Consider the following 16,717-nt stretch of genomic DNA (forward strand, 5'->3'; position numbering starts at 1 on the left):
TGCGCCTTAGCGCGGCAGAACGGTCGCCCCCATCAGGCTAAGATCGATGTCGCGCGCCGCCTGACGGCCTTCGCGGATCGCCCACACCACCAGGCTTTGTCCGCGGCGGACATCGCCAGCCGCCCAGAGCTTGTCCACAGAAGTTCGGTAGACCTTTTCATCGGCGGCAATATTGGTCGAGCCGCGCTTGTCCGAGTCGAGCGCCAGTCGCTCGCCAAGTTCGCTGACCACGCCGGTAGTGAACACGCCGCGAAAACCGATGGCGACAAACACCAGATCGGCCTTGATCAGGAACTCGCTGCCGGCGATCGGCTTGCGCTTCTCGTCGACCTCGCAGCATTTGACACCGATCAACACGCCATTTTCACCGATCAGCTCAAGCGTCCCCACCTGGAATTCGCGCACCGCGCCTTCGGCCTGCGAGGAGGAGGTTCGCATTTTCGTGGCCCAATAGGGCCAGACGGCAAGCTTGTCTTCCTTTTCCGGTGGCTGCGGCCGGATGTCGAGTTGCGTGACCCGAACCGCGCCCTGACGGAAGGCTGTGCCAACACAGTCGGAAGCCGTATCGCCGCCACCGATGACGACAACGCGTTTGCCGCCAGCCAGAATCGGTTCGCAAGGCCAGCCGGCACTGTCGATGCTCTCGCGTGCCACCCGCTTGTTCTGCTGAACAAGATAGGGCATCGCGTCATATACACCCATCAGATCCCCACCAGGAATGCCGACATCGCGTGGGCTTTCCGAACCACCGCAGTAAAGCACCGCATCATAGGCGCCGAGCAGTTCCTCAACGGGTTTGTCGACGCCGACATTGACGTTGCAGAAGAACGTTACGCCCTCGCCTTCCATCTGCTCGATGCGACGGTCGATGAAGTGTTTCTCCATCTTGAAATCGGGGATGCCGAAGCGCAGCAACCCACCGGGTTTGCTCTCACGCTCATAGACATGCACGTCGTGACCGGCGCGACCAAGCTGTTGTGCAGCGGCCATGCCGGCCGGGCCCGAGCCGATGATCGCGACTTTTTTGCCGGTTTTGTTGGTCACCGGCTGCGGCACGATAAAGCCCATTTCATAGGCCTTGTCGGCCAGCGCCTGCTCCACCGTCTTGATGGTGACCGGCGCGTCTTCGAGATTGAGTGTACAGGCTTCCTCGCACGGCGCCGGGCAGATGCGGCCGGTAAACTCGGGGAAGTTGTTGGTCGAATGCAGGTTGCGGATCGCCTCTTCCCAGTTGTTGTTGTAAACCAGATCGTTCCAGTCGGGGATCTGGTTGTGCACCGGACAGCCCATCGGCCCGTGGCAATAGGGAACGCCGCAATCCATGCAGCGCGCAGCCTGTTTTTGCACTTCCTCGTCGCTCATCCGTATGGTGAACTCGCGGAAATGGCGAATGCGATCAGACGCCGGTTGAAACTTCGCCGTTTGCCGGTCGATTTCGAGAAAACCCGTTACCTTGCCCATGCTTTCTTCCTCACATCAGAGTGGCGGCCACGAAGGCCCCCAGTACCAATAGGCCAGGCCAATGACCGCCCCCAGGTACGATAAATTCTATGTTGAACCTGTCATTTGCGACGTAGCTGACCACCGGTACGGCGGTTGCAATGGTCGTCGAGAGCAGCCGGTGGATGACTGCCCCACGATTCATTCCGCCGCCACACCCATGCGCATGCGTTCCATGTCTTCCAGTGCCCGGCGGTACTCGACCGGCATCACCTTGCGGAACTTGGGACGATAGTCGGCCCAATTGTCGAGAATATCCTTGGCACGGGTCGAACCGGTGAAATGCATGTGGTTGGAAATCAGCTGGAACAGCCGTTCCTCATCATGCCGGGTCATGTCGCCCGACACGTCGACCCTGCCCTTGTGGGCCAGATCGCCGCCATGATGGTGCAGCTCTTCGAGAATGTCGTCTTCCTCTGGCACCGGCTCGAGCTCGACCATCGCCATATTGCAGCGGCTCGCGAAATCACCGGCTTCATCAAGCACATATGCGACCCCGCCGGACATGCCGGCGGCAAAGTTGCGACCGGTCTCGCCGATGACGACGACAAGTCCGCCGGTCATGTATTCGCAGCCGTGATCACCGACGCCTTCAACTACCGCGATGGCACCCGAATTGCGCACGGCAAAACGTTCGCCGGCGACGCCCCGGAAATAGCATTCGCCTTCAATGGCGCCATAGAGCACCGTGTTACCGACAATGATCGACTGCTCGGCGGCGATCGGCGAATTCTCCGGCGGCCGAACGATGATGCACCCGCCCGAAAGGCCCTTGCCAACATAATCGTTCGCGTCGCCGGCCAGATCGAAGGTCACGCCATGGGCCAAGAACGCTCCGAACGATTGCCCGGCCGTACCCTTGAGCTTGACGCTGATCGTATCTTCGGGAAGTCCCTTGTGACCGAAACGCTTGGCCACCTCACCCGACAGCATGGCGCCGGTGGAGCGATCGACATTCCGGATATCGACGTCGAACTCGACCTTTTCCCGGTTTTCAAGCGCCGGCATCGCCTTTTCGATCAGCTTCCGGTCGAGCACGTTGGCGATCGGATGGACTTGTCGTTCGGTCCAGTAAGTCTTGGCCTTGGGCGCATCAGGCTTGTAAAAGATGCGGCTGAAATCCAGCCCACGGGCCTTCCAGTGGGCAAGCATGTCGTCCTTTGCAAGCAGTTCGGACTGGCCGATGATCTCGTTGAGATTGCGGTAGCCCATTGCTGCGAGCCATTCGCGCACCTCTTCGGCGACGAAGAAGAAGTAGTTGATGACGTGCTCGGGCGTACCCTTGAAGCGCTTGCGCAGCACCGGATCCTGTGTCGCCACGCCCACCGGGCAGGTATTGAGGTGGCATTTGCGCATCATGACGCAGCCCGCCGCGATCAGAGGCGCGGTGGAAAAGCCGAACTCGTCGGCACCCAGCAAGGCCCCGACAACTACATCGCGGCCAGTCTTCAGCCCGCCATCAACCTGCAACGCGATGCGCGAGCGCAGGCCGTTGAGAACCAACGTCTGATGGGTTTCGGCCAGACCGATTTCCCAGGGGCTACCGGCATGCTTGAGCGAGGTCAGCGGTGAAGCGCCGGTACCGCCATCATAGCCGGAAATGGTGATGTGGTCGGCGCGCGCCTTGGCAACGCCGGCGGCCACGGTTCCGACACCCACTTCCGACACCAGCTTGACCGAGATATCGGCTTCGGTATTGACGTTCTTGAGATCGAAAATCAGCTGTGCAAGGTCTTCGATCGAGTAGATATCATGGTGCGGTGGCGGCGAGATCAGGCCGACCCCGGGGGTCGAATGCCGGGTCTTGGCAATCGTCGCATCCACCTTGTGGCCCGGCAACTGTCCGCCTTCACCGGGCTTGGCACCCTGAGCGACCTTGATTTGTATCATGTCTGCATTGACCAGATACTCGGCCGTCACCCCGAAGCGGCCAGAGGCCACTTGCTTGATGGCCGAGCGTTCCGGATTCCGGGCGCCGTCAAGCAATGGAAGATAGCGATCCGGTTCTTCTCCGCCCTCACCCGTATTGGACTTGCCGCCGATCTTGTTCATAGCAATCGCCAGCGTCGTGTGAGCCTCGCGGCTAATAGAGCCGAACGACATCGCTCCGGTCGAAAACCGCCGGACGATGTTGACCGCAGGTTCCACTTCATCAAGCGGAACCGGCTTGCGCCCGGCATCTTCAGCCTTGCGGATCTTGAACAGGCCGCGAATGGCTTTCATTCCGGTTGTCGATTTGTCGACCATCCCGGAGAACTCACGGAAACGATCCTCGGCATTGCCGCGCACGGCGTGCTGCAGCGTCGCCACCGCATCAGGTGTCCAGGCATGGTCTTCACCACGCATCCGGAACATGTACTCGCCGCCCACATCCAGCGAAGTCGCCAGCACCGGGTCATTGGAGAACGCACCCGCGTGGCGTTCGGCGGTTTCTCTCGCCACTTCATCCAGCCCAACGCCCTCGATCGTCGTCGCAGTACCAGTGAAGTAAGTATCGACGAAATCACTCGACAGGCCGATCGCATCAAAGATTTGCGCGCCGCAATAGGACTGATAGGTGGAAATCCCCATCTTCGACATGACCTTGAGGATGCCCTTGCCGATCGCCTTCATGTAGCGCGAGACCACTTCGTGAGGGTCGACTTCCGGCGGGAAATTGCCACGCGCATGCATGTCGAGCAGCGTGTCAAATGCGAGATACGGGTTGATCGCCTCGGCGCCATAGCCCGCCAGGCAGCAGAAATGATGGATCTCGCGCGGTTCGCCCGATTCCACCACCAGGCCGACCGAGGTGCGCAAACCCTTGCGGATCAGATGATGATGCACAGCCGCCGTCGCCAGCAGCGCCGGGATGGCAATGCGGTCCGGCCCGATCTGGCGATCGGACAGGATGATGATGTTATAGCCGCCAACAACCGCTTCTTCTGCCCGGTTGCACAACCGCTCGAGCGCCGCCTTCATGCCCTCCGAGCCTTTCTCGCTCGCATAGGTAAAGTCCAGCGTCTTGGTGTCAAACCGGTCTTCGGTGTGGCCAATCGAGCGGATCTTTTCCAGATCGCCATTGGTCAGGATCGGTTGCCGCACTTCGAGCCGCTTTTTCTTCGCCGCTCCCTTGTGATCGAGAATGTTCGGGCGCGGGCCGATGAAGGAGACAAGGCTCATCACCAGTTCTTCGCGGATCGGATCGATCGGCGGGTTGGTGACCTGTGCAAAATTCTGCTTGAAATAGGTGAAAAGCAGCTTCGATTTGTCGGACATCGCCGAAATCGGCGTATCTGTGCCCATCGAACCAATGGCTTCCTGTCCGGTGGTCGCCATCGGCGCCATCAGGATCTTGGTGTCTTCCTGCGTATAACCGAAGGCCTGCTGACGATCGAGCAACGACACGTCACGGCGCAACGCGCGCGGTTCCACCGGCTTGAGATCCTCAAGGATCAACTGGGTGCGTTCAAGCCATTCCCGGTAGGGGTGCTTCGCTGCCAGTCCCGATTTGACTTCCTCATCGGAAATGATCCGGCCTTCTTCCATGTCGATCAGCAGCATCTTGCCCGGCTGCAACCGCCATTTGGAGACAATGGTACTTTCATCGACCGGCAACACGCCGGCTTCCGACGCCATGATCACCCGATCGTCATTGGTCACGATATAGCGCGCCGGGCGCAGGCCGTTGCGGTCGAGCGTGGCGCCAATCTGGCGGCCGTCGGTAAACGCGACAGCGGCGGGGCCGTCCCATGGCTCCATCAATGCTGCGTGGTATTCGTAATACGCCTTGCGCTCGGCGCTCATCTGCGTGTTGCCGGCCCAGGCTTCGGGGATCAGCATCATCACCGCATGGGCCATTGAATAGCCGCCGCGGATCAGGAATTCGAGCGCATTGTCGAAGCAGGCGGTGTCTGACTGCCCCTCATAGGAGATTGGCCAGAGTTTCGAGATGTCGTCACCAAACAGCGGTGACGAGACCGAAGCCTGCCGCGCCGCCATCCAGTTGACGTTGCCCCGCAGGGTGTTGATCTCACCATTATGCGCCACCATCCGGTAGGGATGCGCCAGCTTCCAGGACGGGAAGGTGTTGGTCGAAAACCGCTGGTGAACCAGCGCCACGGCAGATTCAAAACGCGGATCCTTCAAGTCCTTGTAGTAGGCGTCGACCTGGTAGGCGAGAAACATGCCCTTGTAGACCACCGTCTGCGTCGACAGCGAAACAAAGTAAAAGCCGTTGTCGCGTCCGTCTGTCTCACCATAAACCCGGTTGGAGATAACTTTTCTCAGCACGAAAAGCCGCCGCTTGAGCTCGTCATGATCCTCGACACCTTCGCCACGACCGATGAAGACCTGAACGTGATGCGGTTCCGTCGCGGCAATTTCCGGCGCTTTGGACAGCGATGAATTGTCGACCGGCACGTCACGAAAGCCGAGCAGCTTCTGACCTTCCTGCTCGACGACTTCGGCGATAATGCCCTTGAGATGATCGCGCAGCGCTTCATCCTGCGGCATGAAAAGAAAGCCGACCGCGTAGTCGCCGGCTTCGGGAAGATCAATGCCCTGCTCAGCCATCTCTTCGCGGAAGAAACGATCCGGAATCTGGACCAGAATCCCGGCACCATCGCCCATCAGCGGATCGGCGCCAACAGCGCCGCGGTGGGTCAGATTGTCGAGCATGAACAGACCGTCACGAACGATCTGATGCGATTTAACGCCCTTCATATGAGCGACAAAACCAACGCCGCAGGCATCGTGCTCGTTGCGCGGATCGTAAAGACCCTGTTTGGCTGGCAACCCAAAGGGGCGAGTGGTCGCAGGCTTGGTCGGAGCACTTGCCCCGCAAGCGTTGACGTCCATTCTGGATGGTGATTGGTCAGCCATCTTCATTCCTCCTTCAGGACCGCAGCCGCAGTCGTTTCCAGCGCATCTCATCTCGCCGCCACTCACGGCTGACGCTTGCGTTTTCGATACATCTATCGCCTGGCCTTGCGCACCGTTTCTGAGCATGTCCGAAAACGTCGGATCGCGGTTTGCATATGCATCAAGAAGGGGGCGGTGCGGCAATTTTCAGCCGCAACATCGTCAGTGGCGCACGCCGCGCCCTGATCCCCTTGCGTCTGCCTTGGTCTCAGCCAGATGACCAGAGCAGACACAAATAGGACAGTAAGGCTGTCCTATTTCGTACGTTCTATGACAGAATGTACCTTTCAGCGCAAGATACCAAACCCAAAAAACAACAGCATAACGACCGTAAATAACCGAACAGCATCAATTCGAGCAACATTGATGCGCAACATCGCACTTTCCCGGCCTTTTGCTGTTACCGCGCCATTCGCCGCACCCTTTGGCAGTGTCCGCTGGAACGACCAGACGCGCTGATCCTGATACGGCGGATCGCCCTGTAATCCAGCAATAACGCGCCGAATTGACCATGCGGAGGATCCCGAGTGCAGACCCTCGCAGGAACCCAACACCGATGACGACCGGCTCCTGAGGGAAAACGGGCGCCACTTTGAATTTTCCATCAAATCATGCCATAGCCGAACCAATTCAAGTTCCGGAGACACTCTTTTCATGATCTTCACCTCGGACAATTGGGCCGGCGCCCATCCGGCGATTGCCGCGTCGCTCACGGCCCATTCTGCGGGCTTCACCCCGGCCTATGGTGCCGGCGATCTCGATCAAAAAGTGGCACAAACCTTCAACCGCATATTCGGCCGCGAGGTCGCGGTGTTTTTCGTCGGCACAGGAACCGCGGCCAACTCGCTGGCTCTGTCGGCTGTGAGCCGTCCTGGAGGCGTCAGTTTCTGCCATCGTGACGCCCATGTGATCGCCGATGAATGCGGTGCACCTGAGTTTTTCAGCCAAGGCTCGCGTCTGGTGCCGGTGGACGGGAAAGAAGGCAAGATCGATCCGACGAATCTTGAAGCCGAGATTGCCCGTTTTCCTCAGGGCTTTGTCCATGCCGGTCAGCCTGTGGCCATCACCCTGACCCAGGCGACCGAGGCCGGAACCGTCTACCAGCCCGATGAAATCCGCGCGATCTCGAAGATTGCCAAGGCGCACGGCCTGCCATTGCACATGGATGGCGCCCGTTTTGCCAATGCGCTCGTCGCACTTGACCTCACGCCCGCACAGATGACGCTTGATCTCGGCGTTGATATCCTGTCATTCGGCGGCACCAAGAACGGTTGCTGGTGCGCCGAGGCACTGGTCTTTCTCGATTCGTCGATGGCAGGCCAGGCAGCATTCCTGCAAAAGCGTGCGGCACAGCTTTACTCCAAGAGCCGTTTCATCGCCGCCCAATTCGACGCCTACTTCGAATCCGATTTGTGGCTCGATCTGGCCCGACACGCCAATGGAATGGCGGCACGCCTGCAACGCGGCATCGATGCGTCGACTAATGCCCGCCTCGCCTGGCTGAGTGCGGCCAACGAAACCTTCCCGATCATTCCAAAGACGCTGGCAAAAGACCTAACCGCCAAAGGCGCATTGTTTTATGAATGGTCCGCGCCTCGCTCCCACCCAAACCTGGTAGGCGAGGATGAAACGCTTCTCAGGCTGGTGACCAGCTTCGCCACCACCGAGGAGCATATCGACCGTTTCGTCGATCTGCTCGGCTGAACACGCACATGCTTGACGGACTGTTCACAAAACCCTCACGGTCAAGTGATGGCGGATAACGCGCGCTTGATTTCCAAGTGATGTGGCGATTTGTCATGTTTCTCCTGCCGGGACAAAAACCACCCGGATATCGGTTCAATGATCCTAAAGGAGAACAGCATGTCGAAGAAATCTATTATTGGTGCCTCAGCACTCGCCGGCGCCGTAGCCATGGCGATTTCCGGTGCAAGCTTCGTAGCCTCCACCGACAATGCCGCAGCCGCCACCGAAAAGTGCTATGGCGTCGCCTTGGTTGGCAAGAATGATTGCGCTGCAGGCCCCGGCACCACCTGCGCCGGAACCTCAAAGGTCGATTTTCAGGGCAATTCATGGAAGTATGTCGATGCAGGCACCTGCGCAACGATGAGCCTGGACGGCGACCGCATGGGTTCGCTGGAGCCGCTCACCCGCGACATTCCGGCCTGATCGGTATTATTTGAACGGGAGTCCTGACATGGCGCATTCCGCCCCTAATACCCCGATTGTCGGGACTCCCCGTTTCCCGAATGCCCCGCTTCCGCCGCGTGCGGGCGCGGGGTTGAAGGCTGACCACATCGACGCCATTCTTGCCGATGATTACCGCATCGGCTTTCTCGAAGTCCATGCCGAAAACTACATGGGCGACGGCGGAGCCGCGCATCGCGCACTTTCAGCCATTCGCACCGAATTTCCGCTTTCTGTTCACGGCGTCGGGCTCTCCATTGGCTCGGAAGGGGGCATTGACCCGGCTCATCTTGAACGTTTGGCGAAAGTGGTCGAGCGCTACGAACCCGGCATGGTTTCCGAACATCTGGCCTGGTCGAGCCATGACGCCGGCTATTTCAACGATCTGCTGCCCGTTCCCTATAATGCCGAAACACTTGATCGCGTCGCCACACATATCGGACAGATCCAGGATCGGCTTAAACGCCAGATCCTGCTGGAAAACCCTTCCACCTATGTGGCCTTCGAACAATCCACTATGAGCGAGACCGATTTCATCCGCGAGGTTGCTCAAAAATCCGGATGCGGGCTGCTGCTCGATATCAACAATGTCTTCATCTCCGCCACCAATCACGGCTGGAAACCTATCCAGTATCTGCGCAATTTTCCACTTGAGCTGGTTCAGGAAATCCACCTCGCCGGTCATGCCGAGGATGTCGATGATGAAGGCGAGAAGCTTTTGATCGACGCCCATGATCGCCCCGTCGCCGAGGCTGTCTGGAAACTCTACGAAATGGTCATCTGCCAGGTCGGCGCGATGCCAACGCTGGTTGAATGGGACAATGACGTCCCCGAATGGCCGGTGCTGCGCCGCGAAGCGATGCTGGCGGATGCCGTGCTCAAACGTCTCGGCCCCTCTGCCCTGCTCGGATCCCGCCATGCAACAGGATGATCACGCCCGTGCGGCTTCACAAACAGCATTTGGCGCCGCCCTGCTGGATTCTGATCTGCCGGTGCCTGATGGTGTGATCGGACCGCGCGGCAAGGGCGCAAATAGGCGCTTTGCGGTCTACCGCAACAATGTGACCATGAGCCTGATCAACGCTCTCGCCGATATATTCCCCGCAGTTCAGCGTCTGGTAGGCGAAGGTTTTTTTCGTGACATGGCGCGAGTCTATCTGGCCCAGGAGCCACCACGCTCTGCGCTCATTTTTGAGTATGGCAGCGGATTTGCGGCGTTCCTCGAACGGTTCGAGCCGGTTGCCAAACTGCCTTATCTGCCGGATGTGGCGCGGCTGGAACGGGCCTGGCTCGATGCCTTTCATGCCGCCGACGCCGAGCCCTTGTCGCCTGCGAGCCTCGGAGCCATTGCCCCCGAAAGGCTTGGTGATATCAGCTTCACCGCTCACCCGGCGACGCGGGTAGTCAGTAGCCCGTTTGCCGCGGTATCGATATTTTCTGCCAACCGTGAAAAACGCCCACTCGACGGCATTCGCCCGCTCGTTCCAGAAGACGGATTGATCACTCGTCCGCATTACGATGTTCAAATCCGCACATTGCCTCCCGGAGCCGCCGGTTTCTTCACCCATCTGATCGGAGGCGCGACGCTTGGCACAGCGGCGGCGCAAACCGTTGAACAGCACCCCGAATTCGATCTGCCTTCCGCCATCTCAGCCATGCTCGATGCCGGCGTGTTTACCGCTTGCTCGACCGATGCGACATCAACGGAGTAACGGCCATGCGTTCCGCAATTGATCTTCTCGCCTATCTGCACCACCGGGTCTTCGGCTTCATCGAAAAACTCGGCGACGGCTGGCTGCTGGGGCTGGTCGCCCGTTTCACCTTCGCATCAGTGCTGTGGGGCTACTTCCTCAATTCGGCCGGTACCAAGGTCGGAGACGGGTTTCTGGGCTTCTTTTCCATCCAGCCGGGCGCCTATTACCAGATCGTCCTGCCGGCAGTGGAAGCCGCAGGCGGCGATGTCGACGCGGTATCATTTTTCCCGTGGGGCTTGATCGTGCTACTCGGCACCTATGCCGAATTCATCCTGCCATTGATGATCATCATCGGCCTGTTTTCGCGCGTGGCGGCCCTCGGCATGATGGTGTTCATTGCCGTGCAGTCGTTCGTTGATATCACCGTGCACAAGGTTGGCGCCGAAACCATTGGCACCCTTTTTGACCGTTTTCCCGACGGGTTGATCGCCGATCAGCGCCTGCTTTGGCTGGTGCCGTTGCTGGTAATTGTCCTCAAGGGACCGGGACTGCTCTCAGTCGACGCCATACTCGCCAGGGCGCGCCCGCAACCCGGCCGTTATGCTCCGGCATAAGCGCATCTCAAAGCGATTGGCTTTTACCGGCACCGCACACAAACTGTTCCACGCATTGCCTCAACGTAAACACCGCCCGAAGGCTGCCCTTCGAGCGGTGCTTGCTTATCTGAAGTGACGCTCAGTCTCCTGAGCGTCACACAGCCTGCTCCGCTTGGGGAATTGGATCAGGCCGTTTTGGCTTCGATCTGCTTCGGGTTCTCGCCGGCATCGCTGCTCAGCGGAATCCGGCGCGGCTTCATGGCTTCCGGAATCTCCCGATTCAGATCAATGTGGAGCAAACCGTTGCGCAGTGAAGCGCCGGTTACTTCTACATGTTCGGCGAGCTGAAAGCGGCGTTCGAACGCGCGCTTTGCAATTCCGCGATACAGGAACTCGACGCCTTCGACGTCTTTTTCCTCGGCCTTCTCACCCTTGACGGTAAGCGCATGCTCGCGTGCCTCGATCGAAATCTCGGATTCTTCGAAACCGGCCACCGCCATGGTGATCCTGTATGTGGTCTCGCCGGTGCGTTCGATGTTGTAAGGCGGATAGGATTGCGCCTGATCGGGCTGAGCCAAGCTGTCAAGCATGGTCAGGAGCCGGTCAAAGCCAACAGTGGAACGATACAGCGGTGCAAAATCTACGTGACGCATAGGGGGTCCTCCTTCAGAGCGACTACAAGTTTGCGTTCTGGCCTCTGGTCTGCCCCGCAACGGGCGGCATACCGGCCAGCAGGCCCGGTTTGTGGCGCCTGCACAAACAATGTGGGAACTCTGCGCCGCGGGTTCAAGATCCCTGATATCCGGCATCGCCGGGCGGTATCGAAACGGTGAACCGGCGATGAATGACCTGTTCGGCGCCGGTTCAGGTCAGATCGGCGATGATCGGTTGCATCGGGCAACACTGCCTGGACCGACCGGGACATCCTGTCCCTTCTGTTCCGGTCACCTGGCCGGACCCGCGTCAATCGTGGTTCCGGCCTTTTTCCTTTTGACCTTGGCCCGGCGAAGCCCTAATCCGGATGCACGATGAGAGATGATGCTGCCCTGTTGATCGAAACCGACCTGAACCGGATTCCCGGCAACAACGTCGTGGGCTGGTTTGACGGTTGCGCCGGCAAGCGCCTGCGTTACGCGATCTTCAAGTCCGACATTCCGGTGGCGCGCGGCACCGTTGTGTTGCTGCAAGGCCGCAATGAATGCATCGAGAAATATTACGAGACCATTCGCCATTTCACCGCACGTGGACTTTGGGTCGCGACATTTGACTGGCGCGGACAAGGCCTCTCCGACCGGCTTTTGAAGAATCCGCTGCGCGGGCATCTCCGCCGATTCCAAGATCTGGAGAAGGATCTGGCGAAATTTCTCGAAACCATCGTTCTGCCGGAAACCCGCCTGCCCTTCTGCATGGTTGCGCATTCGATGGGTGCACTGGTGGCGCTGGCGGCAGCGCCCCGGCTTGCCAACCGGATCGAGCGGATGGTCTTGCTGGGGCCGTTTGTGGAATTGTCCAATCAGCCGCTGTCCAAGTGGACCATCCGCGCCCTCACCCGATTGACCAGAATGTTGGGCCTTGGCTGGGTCGGCACCGGCAGGGACCGATTTCCTCCTCCTTTCGAAGGCAACACTGTCACCTCTGACCGGGCCCGCTACACCCGCAACATTGATCTGTACCTCAATCATCCGGAACTGCGGCTCGGCCCGCCGAGCGCTCGCTGGGTCAACGAAATGTTGGCGGCGATGAGCCGTGTCACGCAGTTCGAGCATCTTGATCAGATCAAGGTGCCGACCTTGCTGATCGGCGCCGGCAACGACCGGATCGTCGCACCACAGGCAATCGAGAGTCTCGGCAACCGCTTTCGCGCCGGAAGGGCGATCATCATCGACGGCGCGCGTCACGAATTGCTGCAGGAAGCCGACCGTTACCGGCTGTCGGCGCTGGCAGCGATTGACGCCTTCATCCCGCCGGATCAGGACACGGAGACACCCCATATAACCGAGGCCGTGACGGTCAGCCGGACCGGTTGAGCATCTCCAGCGCTGCTGCGTGCAGCGTCGCCGACCCCGCAGCAACAATATTGCCGCCACGTTCGGGGCGGCCGCCATCCCAGGTCGTCATCACGCCACCGGCCTGTTCGACCAGCGGAATCAGGCCGCCTACGTCATACGGCTTGAGATCGGATTCCACGACCAGGTCGATGTTCCCCGATGCCACCATGGCATAGGCATAGCAATCGCAGCCGTAGCGGGCGAGCTTCACCGTGCTTTCAAGCCGATGGTAAGGGCTGCGCAGCGCCTCGGGGAAGATGAAGGGCGATGTCGTCATCATGATCGCCTGCTCCAGACCTACCCCGGTACGGGTGCGCATCGGCGCAATCTCCCCATGGCGCCGGATGACGGCATTTCCCGGCTCGGCGATAAAGCGTTCGCCGGTGAACGGCTGGTCCATCATCCCCATCACCGCCCGACCCTTGTGATAAAGCCCCACCAACGTGCCCCAGACCGGCAGCCCCGAAATGAAGGCGCGAGTTCCGTCGATCGGGTCAATCACCCAGACATAGTCCCGGTCGAGCCCCACATCGCCATGCTCTTCGCCAAGGATGCCATGGTCCGGATAATGCGCGGTGATGATTTGGCGGATTGCCCGCTCCGCCTCCCGGTCCGCTTCGGTAACCGGATCAAATCCAGCTGCCTGCTTGTTGTCGACTGCCGTTTGCATCCGAAACCGAGGCAATGTCTCAGCGGCTGCGGCTTCGGCGATGGCGTCAAAAAATGCGAAGTCGGGAAGCATGAAAAACTCCGTTGGATCTGCGGGCATCGCTGTTTGCGAATGCAATGCGCCTTGGTCACCGTCCTCGCCCGAGTGCCGGCAAAATGCAAGCCGACAGACGTCCCACCACGCCAATGCGCCCTTTAGCCCAAAGTCCAAGGGCAGCCATATTGACATTTGTGCACTGCAGCATTAGATTTGCATTACAGTCTTAGACTGTGAATGCCCTTCCTGGGCGTTTCCTCCCAAGACTTTGCCGCGCCCTGAGCGCGGTTTTTTTGCCTGCTTTCCACCGCTGGGAATTTCTCATCCGGATCTGCGGCCCAACTGGTTTGGATCAGAATGACGCCGGAAACGCCACGGCGCTATTCCGCAGCCAGGCGCTGGCCGACCAGGTCATCACGTACATGCGCCATCATCCGGGCCGAGAACTCCCACAGATCAGCCTTCAGCAATTCAAATCCGGCGGTCTTTTCAAGTGTCACCTCGTCTACATAGAGCCCGCGATTGATCTCGATCTGCAGCGCGTGCAGCCCGCGACCGGGTCGGCCGTAATGCTCGGTAATAAAGCCGCCCGCATAGGGCTTGTTGCGCACCACGTAATAGCCAAGCTCCGAAAGCACAGACACCGCCGCGAACGACAAATCATGGGCGGCACTGGCCCCATAGCGATCGCCAATGATGATATCAGGCCTGGCGCTGCCGCCGGCCAACCGGACATTGGCGGGCATCGAATGGCAATCGATCAAAATCGCCTTGCCGAACTGGACATGGGTTTGGGCAATCATCTTGCGCAGGTTGGCGTGATAAGGCCTGTACACGTGGTCAATCCGCGAAAGCCCCTCCGCGACGCTGAGTCGACCCCGGTAGATATCCATGTTTTCGGCGACCAGCCGCGGTATCGTGCCGAGACCGCCGGCCACCCGCATCGACCCGACATTGGCAAAGGACGGCAGCGGCCCGTCAAACATCCGCGGATCAAGTTCGTAGGGCTCTCGGTTGACATCGAGCCAGGCGCGCGGGAACTGGGCCGCCAGCATCGGCGCGCCCAATTGCACAGCGCTGGCGAATAATTCGTCGACGTAATAATCTTCCGAGCGACGTATGGCGTTCCGGTCAAGACGCGATATGTCCAGAAACGCGTCCGGATAGACCCGTCCCGAATGCGGGGAATTGAAAACAAAGGGCTCGGTTTGCTGCATCGGACGCCGTATCTCAAAGGGAGCGACCGCCTGCGAAATCATATTTGCGTCACTTTTCCCACCGGGCCCGTCGGCTTCGCGCATATCCGTCCCTTTGTCCGTGTAACCGCTTGAATCACCTTGCCAGTTACCCTCCTACCTGTCCAGTGCGGGACAAACAGCATCGTAAAAATGCCATCATTCACCGGATGTTTACTGGAATGGCCGATAGATGGAGCAGGCAAAGCTCCATGAGCATGATGACAGGTTTGGAAACAAGATGACGCCGAAAATTCTCCTCGCGGAAGACGACAACGACATGCGCCGGTTTCTGGTCAAGGCATTGGAAAAAGCCGGCTACGATGTCCGGTCCTTCGACAATGGCGCAAGCGCCTATGATCGCCTCCGTGAAGAGCCCTTCACACTGCTACTGACCGATATCGTCATGCCGGAGATGGATGGGATCGAGTTGGCACGCCGGGCCACGGAACTTGATCCTGATCTCAAGGTCATGTTCATCACCGGATTTGCAGCCGTTGCGCTCAACCCTGATTCGAAAGCGCCGCGCGACGCCAAGGTGCTTTCCAAGCCTTTCCACCTGCGTGACCTCGTCGATGAAGTCAACAAGATGATCCTGGCCGCCTGAACCAGAATCTCACCATTGAATCGTTGCGGATGCTTGCAGCGCCATGGCCATTGTGACGGCTTTTGGCGGTCTCCCGCGCCGTCACCCGCAGCTTCGCACAGCGCAACTCCGCCGCCCGTGAAAATCACGCTCTTTTGATGTTGACGGCACAGGGCTTTCTGTGGTGTATGCGCGACATCGGATGGGCGTATAGCTCAGCGGGAGAGCACTACATTGACATTGTAGGGGTCACAGGTTCAATCCCTGTTACGCCCACCATCCGAACCCCTTGAAAGATAAAAGATTTCTAGCCCTCATCCGACAGGCTACGGTCAGCCTACATCGACAATTTGGTAGTCATTTTGCAAGTCAAAAGCCCCGCAGCGTTGAACCGCTGCGGGGCTTTTCTACGTCGAAGCCTGCGAGGGCTCCTTCGATTTACGGCTGATATTTCGCTTCGTACTCTGCCCGGTCCTGCTGTTGCTGCTGCTTGCGGTATGCGGCATGGTTTGCGACTGTAGCGCTGCCCATCAAAGCGAAGTATTCGACCATTTCGTCCGACAGGCCGGCGCTTTTCAGTGCGGACTTTGGCACGATGCAGACACCAGCAGGAATGGCATCAAGCCACAAAGCCGGATTGCATTTATTTGCTTCCAGAATTTCGAGAGCCGGGCCTTCGCCGTTTATTTCTGACACCCAAACGAGATCGTGCTCCGGCATCTTGTCTTCCTGCCGCGCCGGATATGCCCGCATAAAGCGGCGCATTCTATGCAGTATGTGGTGCATCGCCGCTTCCAACGCTGTGCGCTTCTGGTCCTTCATCATCGCGATTGCCGTCATATTCTCCGCCATCGGAAACTCCTAAGATTTTTCGTTGTGCATCTGTTCGATGCGGTCTGCCGTCTCTCGCAACATTATCAAATAACGCTCTACGCTATCATCCCGCATTGGTTGCTCTGGCTCACCAAGATTGTCAGCGCACTCGCCAGCCCATGATGCGGATCGGCTCGCCAGGTACGCGGCCTGCATTGCAAATTTGCTGTGAGACATGGCCATCGGAAACTCCTAAGATGTTGGCGGCTCGATCAACGGGCCGATTGCTTGAAAATCGGATTTGCGGAACGCCTTATCACTTCCGATGACCGCAAATCCGCCTCTGTAATATTGGCCGACTTGCCACTGCTGCTTATAGTCCGGGTCATCGTCGGTAAGCTGGACCCAGTACCAGCATTCGTCTTTCAGCTTCACGGTCTGCTCCTTCGA

At 59.0% G+C, this 16,717-nt stretch carries 15 protein-coding genes and 1 tRNA gene; 8 read left to right on the top strand and 8 right to left on the bottom strand.

The features are described 5' to 3' along the window. Nucleotides 1-6: 6 nt before the first annotated feature. The 3 genes from OEG84_RS11305 to OEG84_RS11315 form a co-directional block, all read right to left on the bottom strand. Complete coding sequence (locus tag OEG84_RS11305; protein WP_267653851.1) at nucleotides 7-1,461, bottom strand: glutamate synthase subunit beta; 1,455 nt, start codon at nucleotides 1,459-1,461, stop codon at nucleotides 7-9. 180 nt (nucleotides 1,462-1,641) lie between these two features. Further along, nucleotides 1,642-6,363, bottom strand: a complete 4,722-nt coding sequence (gltB, locus tag OEG84_RS11310) for a glutamate synthase large subunit (RefSeq protein WP_267653852.1) — start codon at nucleotides 6,361-6,363, stop codon at nucleotides 1,642-1,644. A gap of 326 nt (nucleotides 6,364-6,689) precedes the next feature. After that, nucleotides 6,690-7,058 carry a hypothetical protein gene (locus OEG84_RS11315; RefSeq protein WP_267653853.1) on the bottom strand — a complete coding sequence of 123 codons (369 nt, stop codon included), beginning with the start codon at nucleotides 7,056-7,058 and terminating at the stop codon, nucleotides 6,690-6,692. Between OEG84_RS11315 and OEG84_RS11320 the strand changes: the two genes are divergently transcribed. The 5 genes from OEG84_RS11320 to OEG84_RS11340 all read left to right on the top strand — a co-directional run bounded on the left by OEG84_RS11320 (nucleotide 7,057) and on the right by OEG84_RS11340 (nucleotide 10,897). Continuing rightward, complete coding sequence (locus OEG84_RS11320; RefSeq protein ID WP_267653854.1) at nucleotides 7,057-8,106, top strand: threonine aldolase family protein; 1,050 nt, start codon at nucleotides 7,057-7,059, stop codon at nucleotides 8,104-8,106. The two genes, OEG84_RS11315 and OEG84_RS11320, sit on opposite strands and share 2 nt — an antisense overlap. Nucleotides 8,107-8,265: 159 nt before the next feature. After that, on the top strand, nucleotides 8,266-8,571 hold the full coding sequence (locus OEG84_RS11325) for a BufA1 family periplasmic bufferin-type metallophore (RefSeq protein ID WP_267653855.1): 306 nt from the start codon (nucleotides 8,266-8,268) through the stop codon (nucleotides 8,569-8,571). 28 nt (nucleotides 8,572-8,599) lie between these two features. Then, nucleotides 8,600-9,520 (top strand): MNIO family bufferin maturase, encoded by a 921-nt coding sequence (gene bufB / locus OEG84_RS11330; RefSeq protein ID WP_267653856.1) that lies wholly within the window; start codon nucleotides 8,600-8,602, stop codon nucleotides 9,518-9,520. Next, a complete protein-coding gene (locus OEG84_RS11335; RefSeq protein ID WP_267653857.1) occupies nucleotides 9,507-10,301 on the top strand; it encodes an HvfC/BufC N-terminal domain-containing protein in 795 nt (264 codons plus the stop codon). Before bufB ends, OEG84_RS11335 begins: the two co-directional genes overlap by 14 nt. Before the next feature lie 5 nt (nucleotides 10,302-10,306). Then, complete coding sequence (locus OEG84_RS11340; protein ID WP_267653858.1) at nucleotides 10,307-10,897, top strand: DoxX family protein; 591 nt, start codon at nucleotides 10,307-10,309, stop codon at nucleotides 10,895-10,897. 167 nt (nucleotides 10,898-11,064) lie between these two features. On the opposite strand, the gene OEG84_RS11345 is transcribed toward OEG84_RS11340, so the two are convergent. Then, nucleotides 11,065-11,532, bottom strand: a complete 468-nt coding sequence (locus OEG84_RS11345; protein WP_267653859.1) for an Hsp20 family protein — start codon at nucleotides 11,530-11,532, stop codon at nucleotides 11,065-11,067. 375 nt (nucleotides 11,533-11,907) lie between these two features. On the opposite strand from OEG84_RS11345, the gene OEG84_RS11350 reads away from it, so the two are divergent. Beyond that, nucleotides 11,908-12,906 (top strand): alpha/beta hydrolase, encoded by a 999-nt coding sequence (locus tag OEG84_RS11350; RefSeq protein WP_267653860.1) that lies wholly within the window; start codon nucleotides 11,908-11,910, stop codon nucleotides 12,904-12,906. Here OEG84_RS11350 and hisN read toward each other — a convergent pair. Beyond that, entirely contained in the window at nucleotides 12,890-13,669 is a 780-nt protein-coding gene (gene hisN / locus OEG84_RS11355; RefSeq protein ID WP_267653861.1) for a histidinol-phosphatase, read from the bottom strand. The two genes, OEG84_RS11350 and hisN, sit on opposite strands and share 17 nt — an antisense overlap. 344 nt (nucleotides 13,670-14,013) lie before the next feature. Next, nucleotides 14,014-14,892 (bottom strand): N-formylglutamate amidohydrolase, encoded by an 879-nt coding sequence (locus OEG84_RS11360; RefSeq protein ID WP_267653862.1) that lies wholly within the window; start codon nucleotides 14,890-14,892, stop codon nucleotides 14,014-14,016. A gap of 217 nt (nucleotides 14,893-15,109) precedes the next feature. Between OEG84_RS11360 and cpdR the strand changes: the two genes are divergently transcribed. Beyond that, nucleotides 15,110-15,475: a cell cycle two-component system response regulator CpdR gene (gene cpdR / locus OEG84_RS11365; protein WP_267653863.1), complete on the top strand. Its 366-nt coding sequence runs from the start codon at nucleotides 15,110-15,112 to the stop codon at nucleotides 15,473-15,475. Between the two features lie 183 nt (nucleotides 15,476-15,658). Beyond that, a tRNA-Val gene (locus OEG84_RS11370) sits at nucleotides 15,659-15,733 on the top strand. A 159-nt stretch (nucleotides 15,734-15,892) separates the two neighbouring features. Here OEG84_RS11370 and OEG84_RS11375 read toward each other — a convergent pair. Together OEG84_RS11375 and OEG84_RS11380 are read right to left on the bottom strand one after the other, a co-directional pair. Then, nucleotides 15,893-16,306, bottom strand: coding sequence for a hypothetical protein (locus tag OEG84_RS11375; RefSeq protein WP_267653864.1), 414 nt, complete (start codon nucleotides 16,304-16,306; stop codon nucleotides 15,893-15,895). 213 nt (nucleotides 16,307-16,519) lie between these two features. Next, nucleotides 16,520-16,702 (bottom strand): hypothetical protein, encoded by a 183-nt coding sequence (locus OEG84_RS11380; protein ID WP_267653865.1) that lies wholly within the window; start codon nucleotides 16,700-16,702, stop codon nucleotides 16,520-16,522. Nucleotides 16,703-16,717 lie beyond the last annotated feature (15 nt).

It is taken from the genome of Hoeflea algicola (genome assembly GCF_026619415.1).
GTDB classification, from domain to species: domain Bacteria; phylum Pseudomonadota; class Alphaproteobacteria; order Rhizobiales; family Rhizobiaceae; genus Hoeflea; species Hoeflea algicola.

Excerpts from the sequence above, each read along its gene's own strand:
- OEG84_RS11305 (WP_267653851.1), bottom strand. The coding sequence starts at position 1,461 with ATGGGCAAGGTAACGGGTTTTCTCGAAATCGACCGGCAAACGGCGAAG.
- gltB (WP_267653852.1), bottom strand. The coding sequence starts at position 6,363 with ATGGCTGACCAATCACCATCCAGAATGGACGTCAACGCTTGCGGGGCA.
- OEG84_RS11320 (WP_267653854.1), top strand. The coding sequence starts at position 7,057 with ATGATCTTCACCTCGGACAATTGGGCCGGCGCCCATCCGGCGATTGCC.
- OEG84_RS11315 (WP_267653853.1), bottom strand. The coding sequence starts at position 7,058 with ATGAAAAGAGTGTCTCCGGAACTTGAATTGGTTCGGCTATGGCATGAT.
- OEG84_RS11325 (WP_267653855.1), top strand. The coding sequence starts at position 8,266 with ATGTCGAAGAAATCTATTATTGGTGCCTCAGCACTCGCCGGCGCCGTA.
- bufB (WP_267653856.1), top strand. The coding sequence starts at position 8,600 with ATGGCGCATTCCGCCCCTAATACCCCGATTGTCGGGACTCCCCGTTTC.
- OEG84_RS11335 (WP_267653857.1), top strand. The coding sequence starts at position 9,507 with ATGCAACAGGATGATCACGCCCGTGCGGCTTCACAAACAGCATTTGGC.
- OEG84_RS11340 (WP_267653858.1), top strand. The coding sequence starts at position 10,307 with ATGCGTTCCGCAATTGATCTTCTCGCCTATCTGCACCACCGGGTCTTC.
- OEG84_RS11345 (WP_267653859.1), bottom strand. The coding sequence starts at position 11,532 with ATGCGTCACGTAGATTTTGCACCGCTGTATCGTTCCACTGTTGGCTTT.
- OEG84_RS11350 (WP_267653860.1), top strand. The coding sequence starts at position 11,908 with ATGAGAGATGATGCTGCCCTGTTGATCGAAACCGACCTGAACCGGATT.
- hisN (WP_267653861.1), bottom strand. The coding sequence starts at position 13,669 with ATGCTTCCCGACTTCGCATTTTTTGACGCCATCGCCGAAGCCGCAGCC.
- OEG84_RS11360 (WP_267653862.1), bottom strand. The coding sequence starts at position 14,892 with ATGATTTCGCAGGCGGTCGCTCCCTTTGAGATACGGCGTCCGATGCAG.
- cpdR (WP_267653863.1), top strand. The coding sequence starts at position 15,110 with ATGACGCCGAAAATTCTCCTCGCGGAAGACGACAACGACATGCGCCGG.
- OEG84_RS11375 (WP_267653864.1), bottom strand. The coding sequence starts at position 16,306 with ATGGCGGAGAATATGACGGCAATCGCGATGATGAAGGACCAGAAGCGC.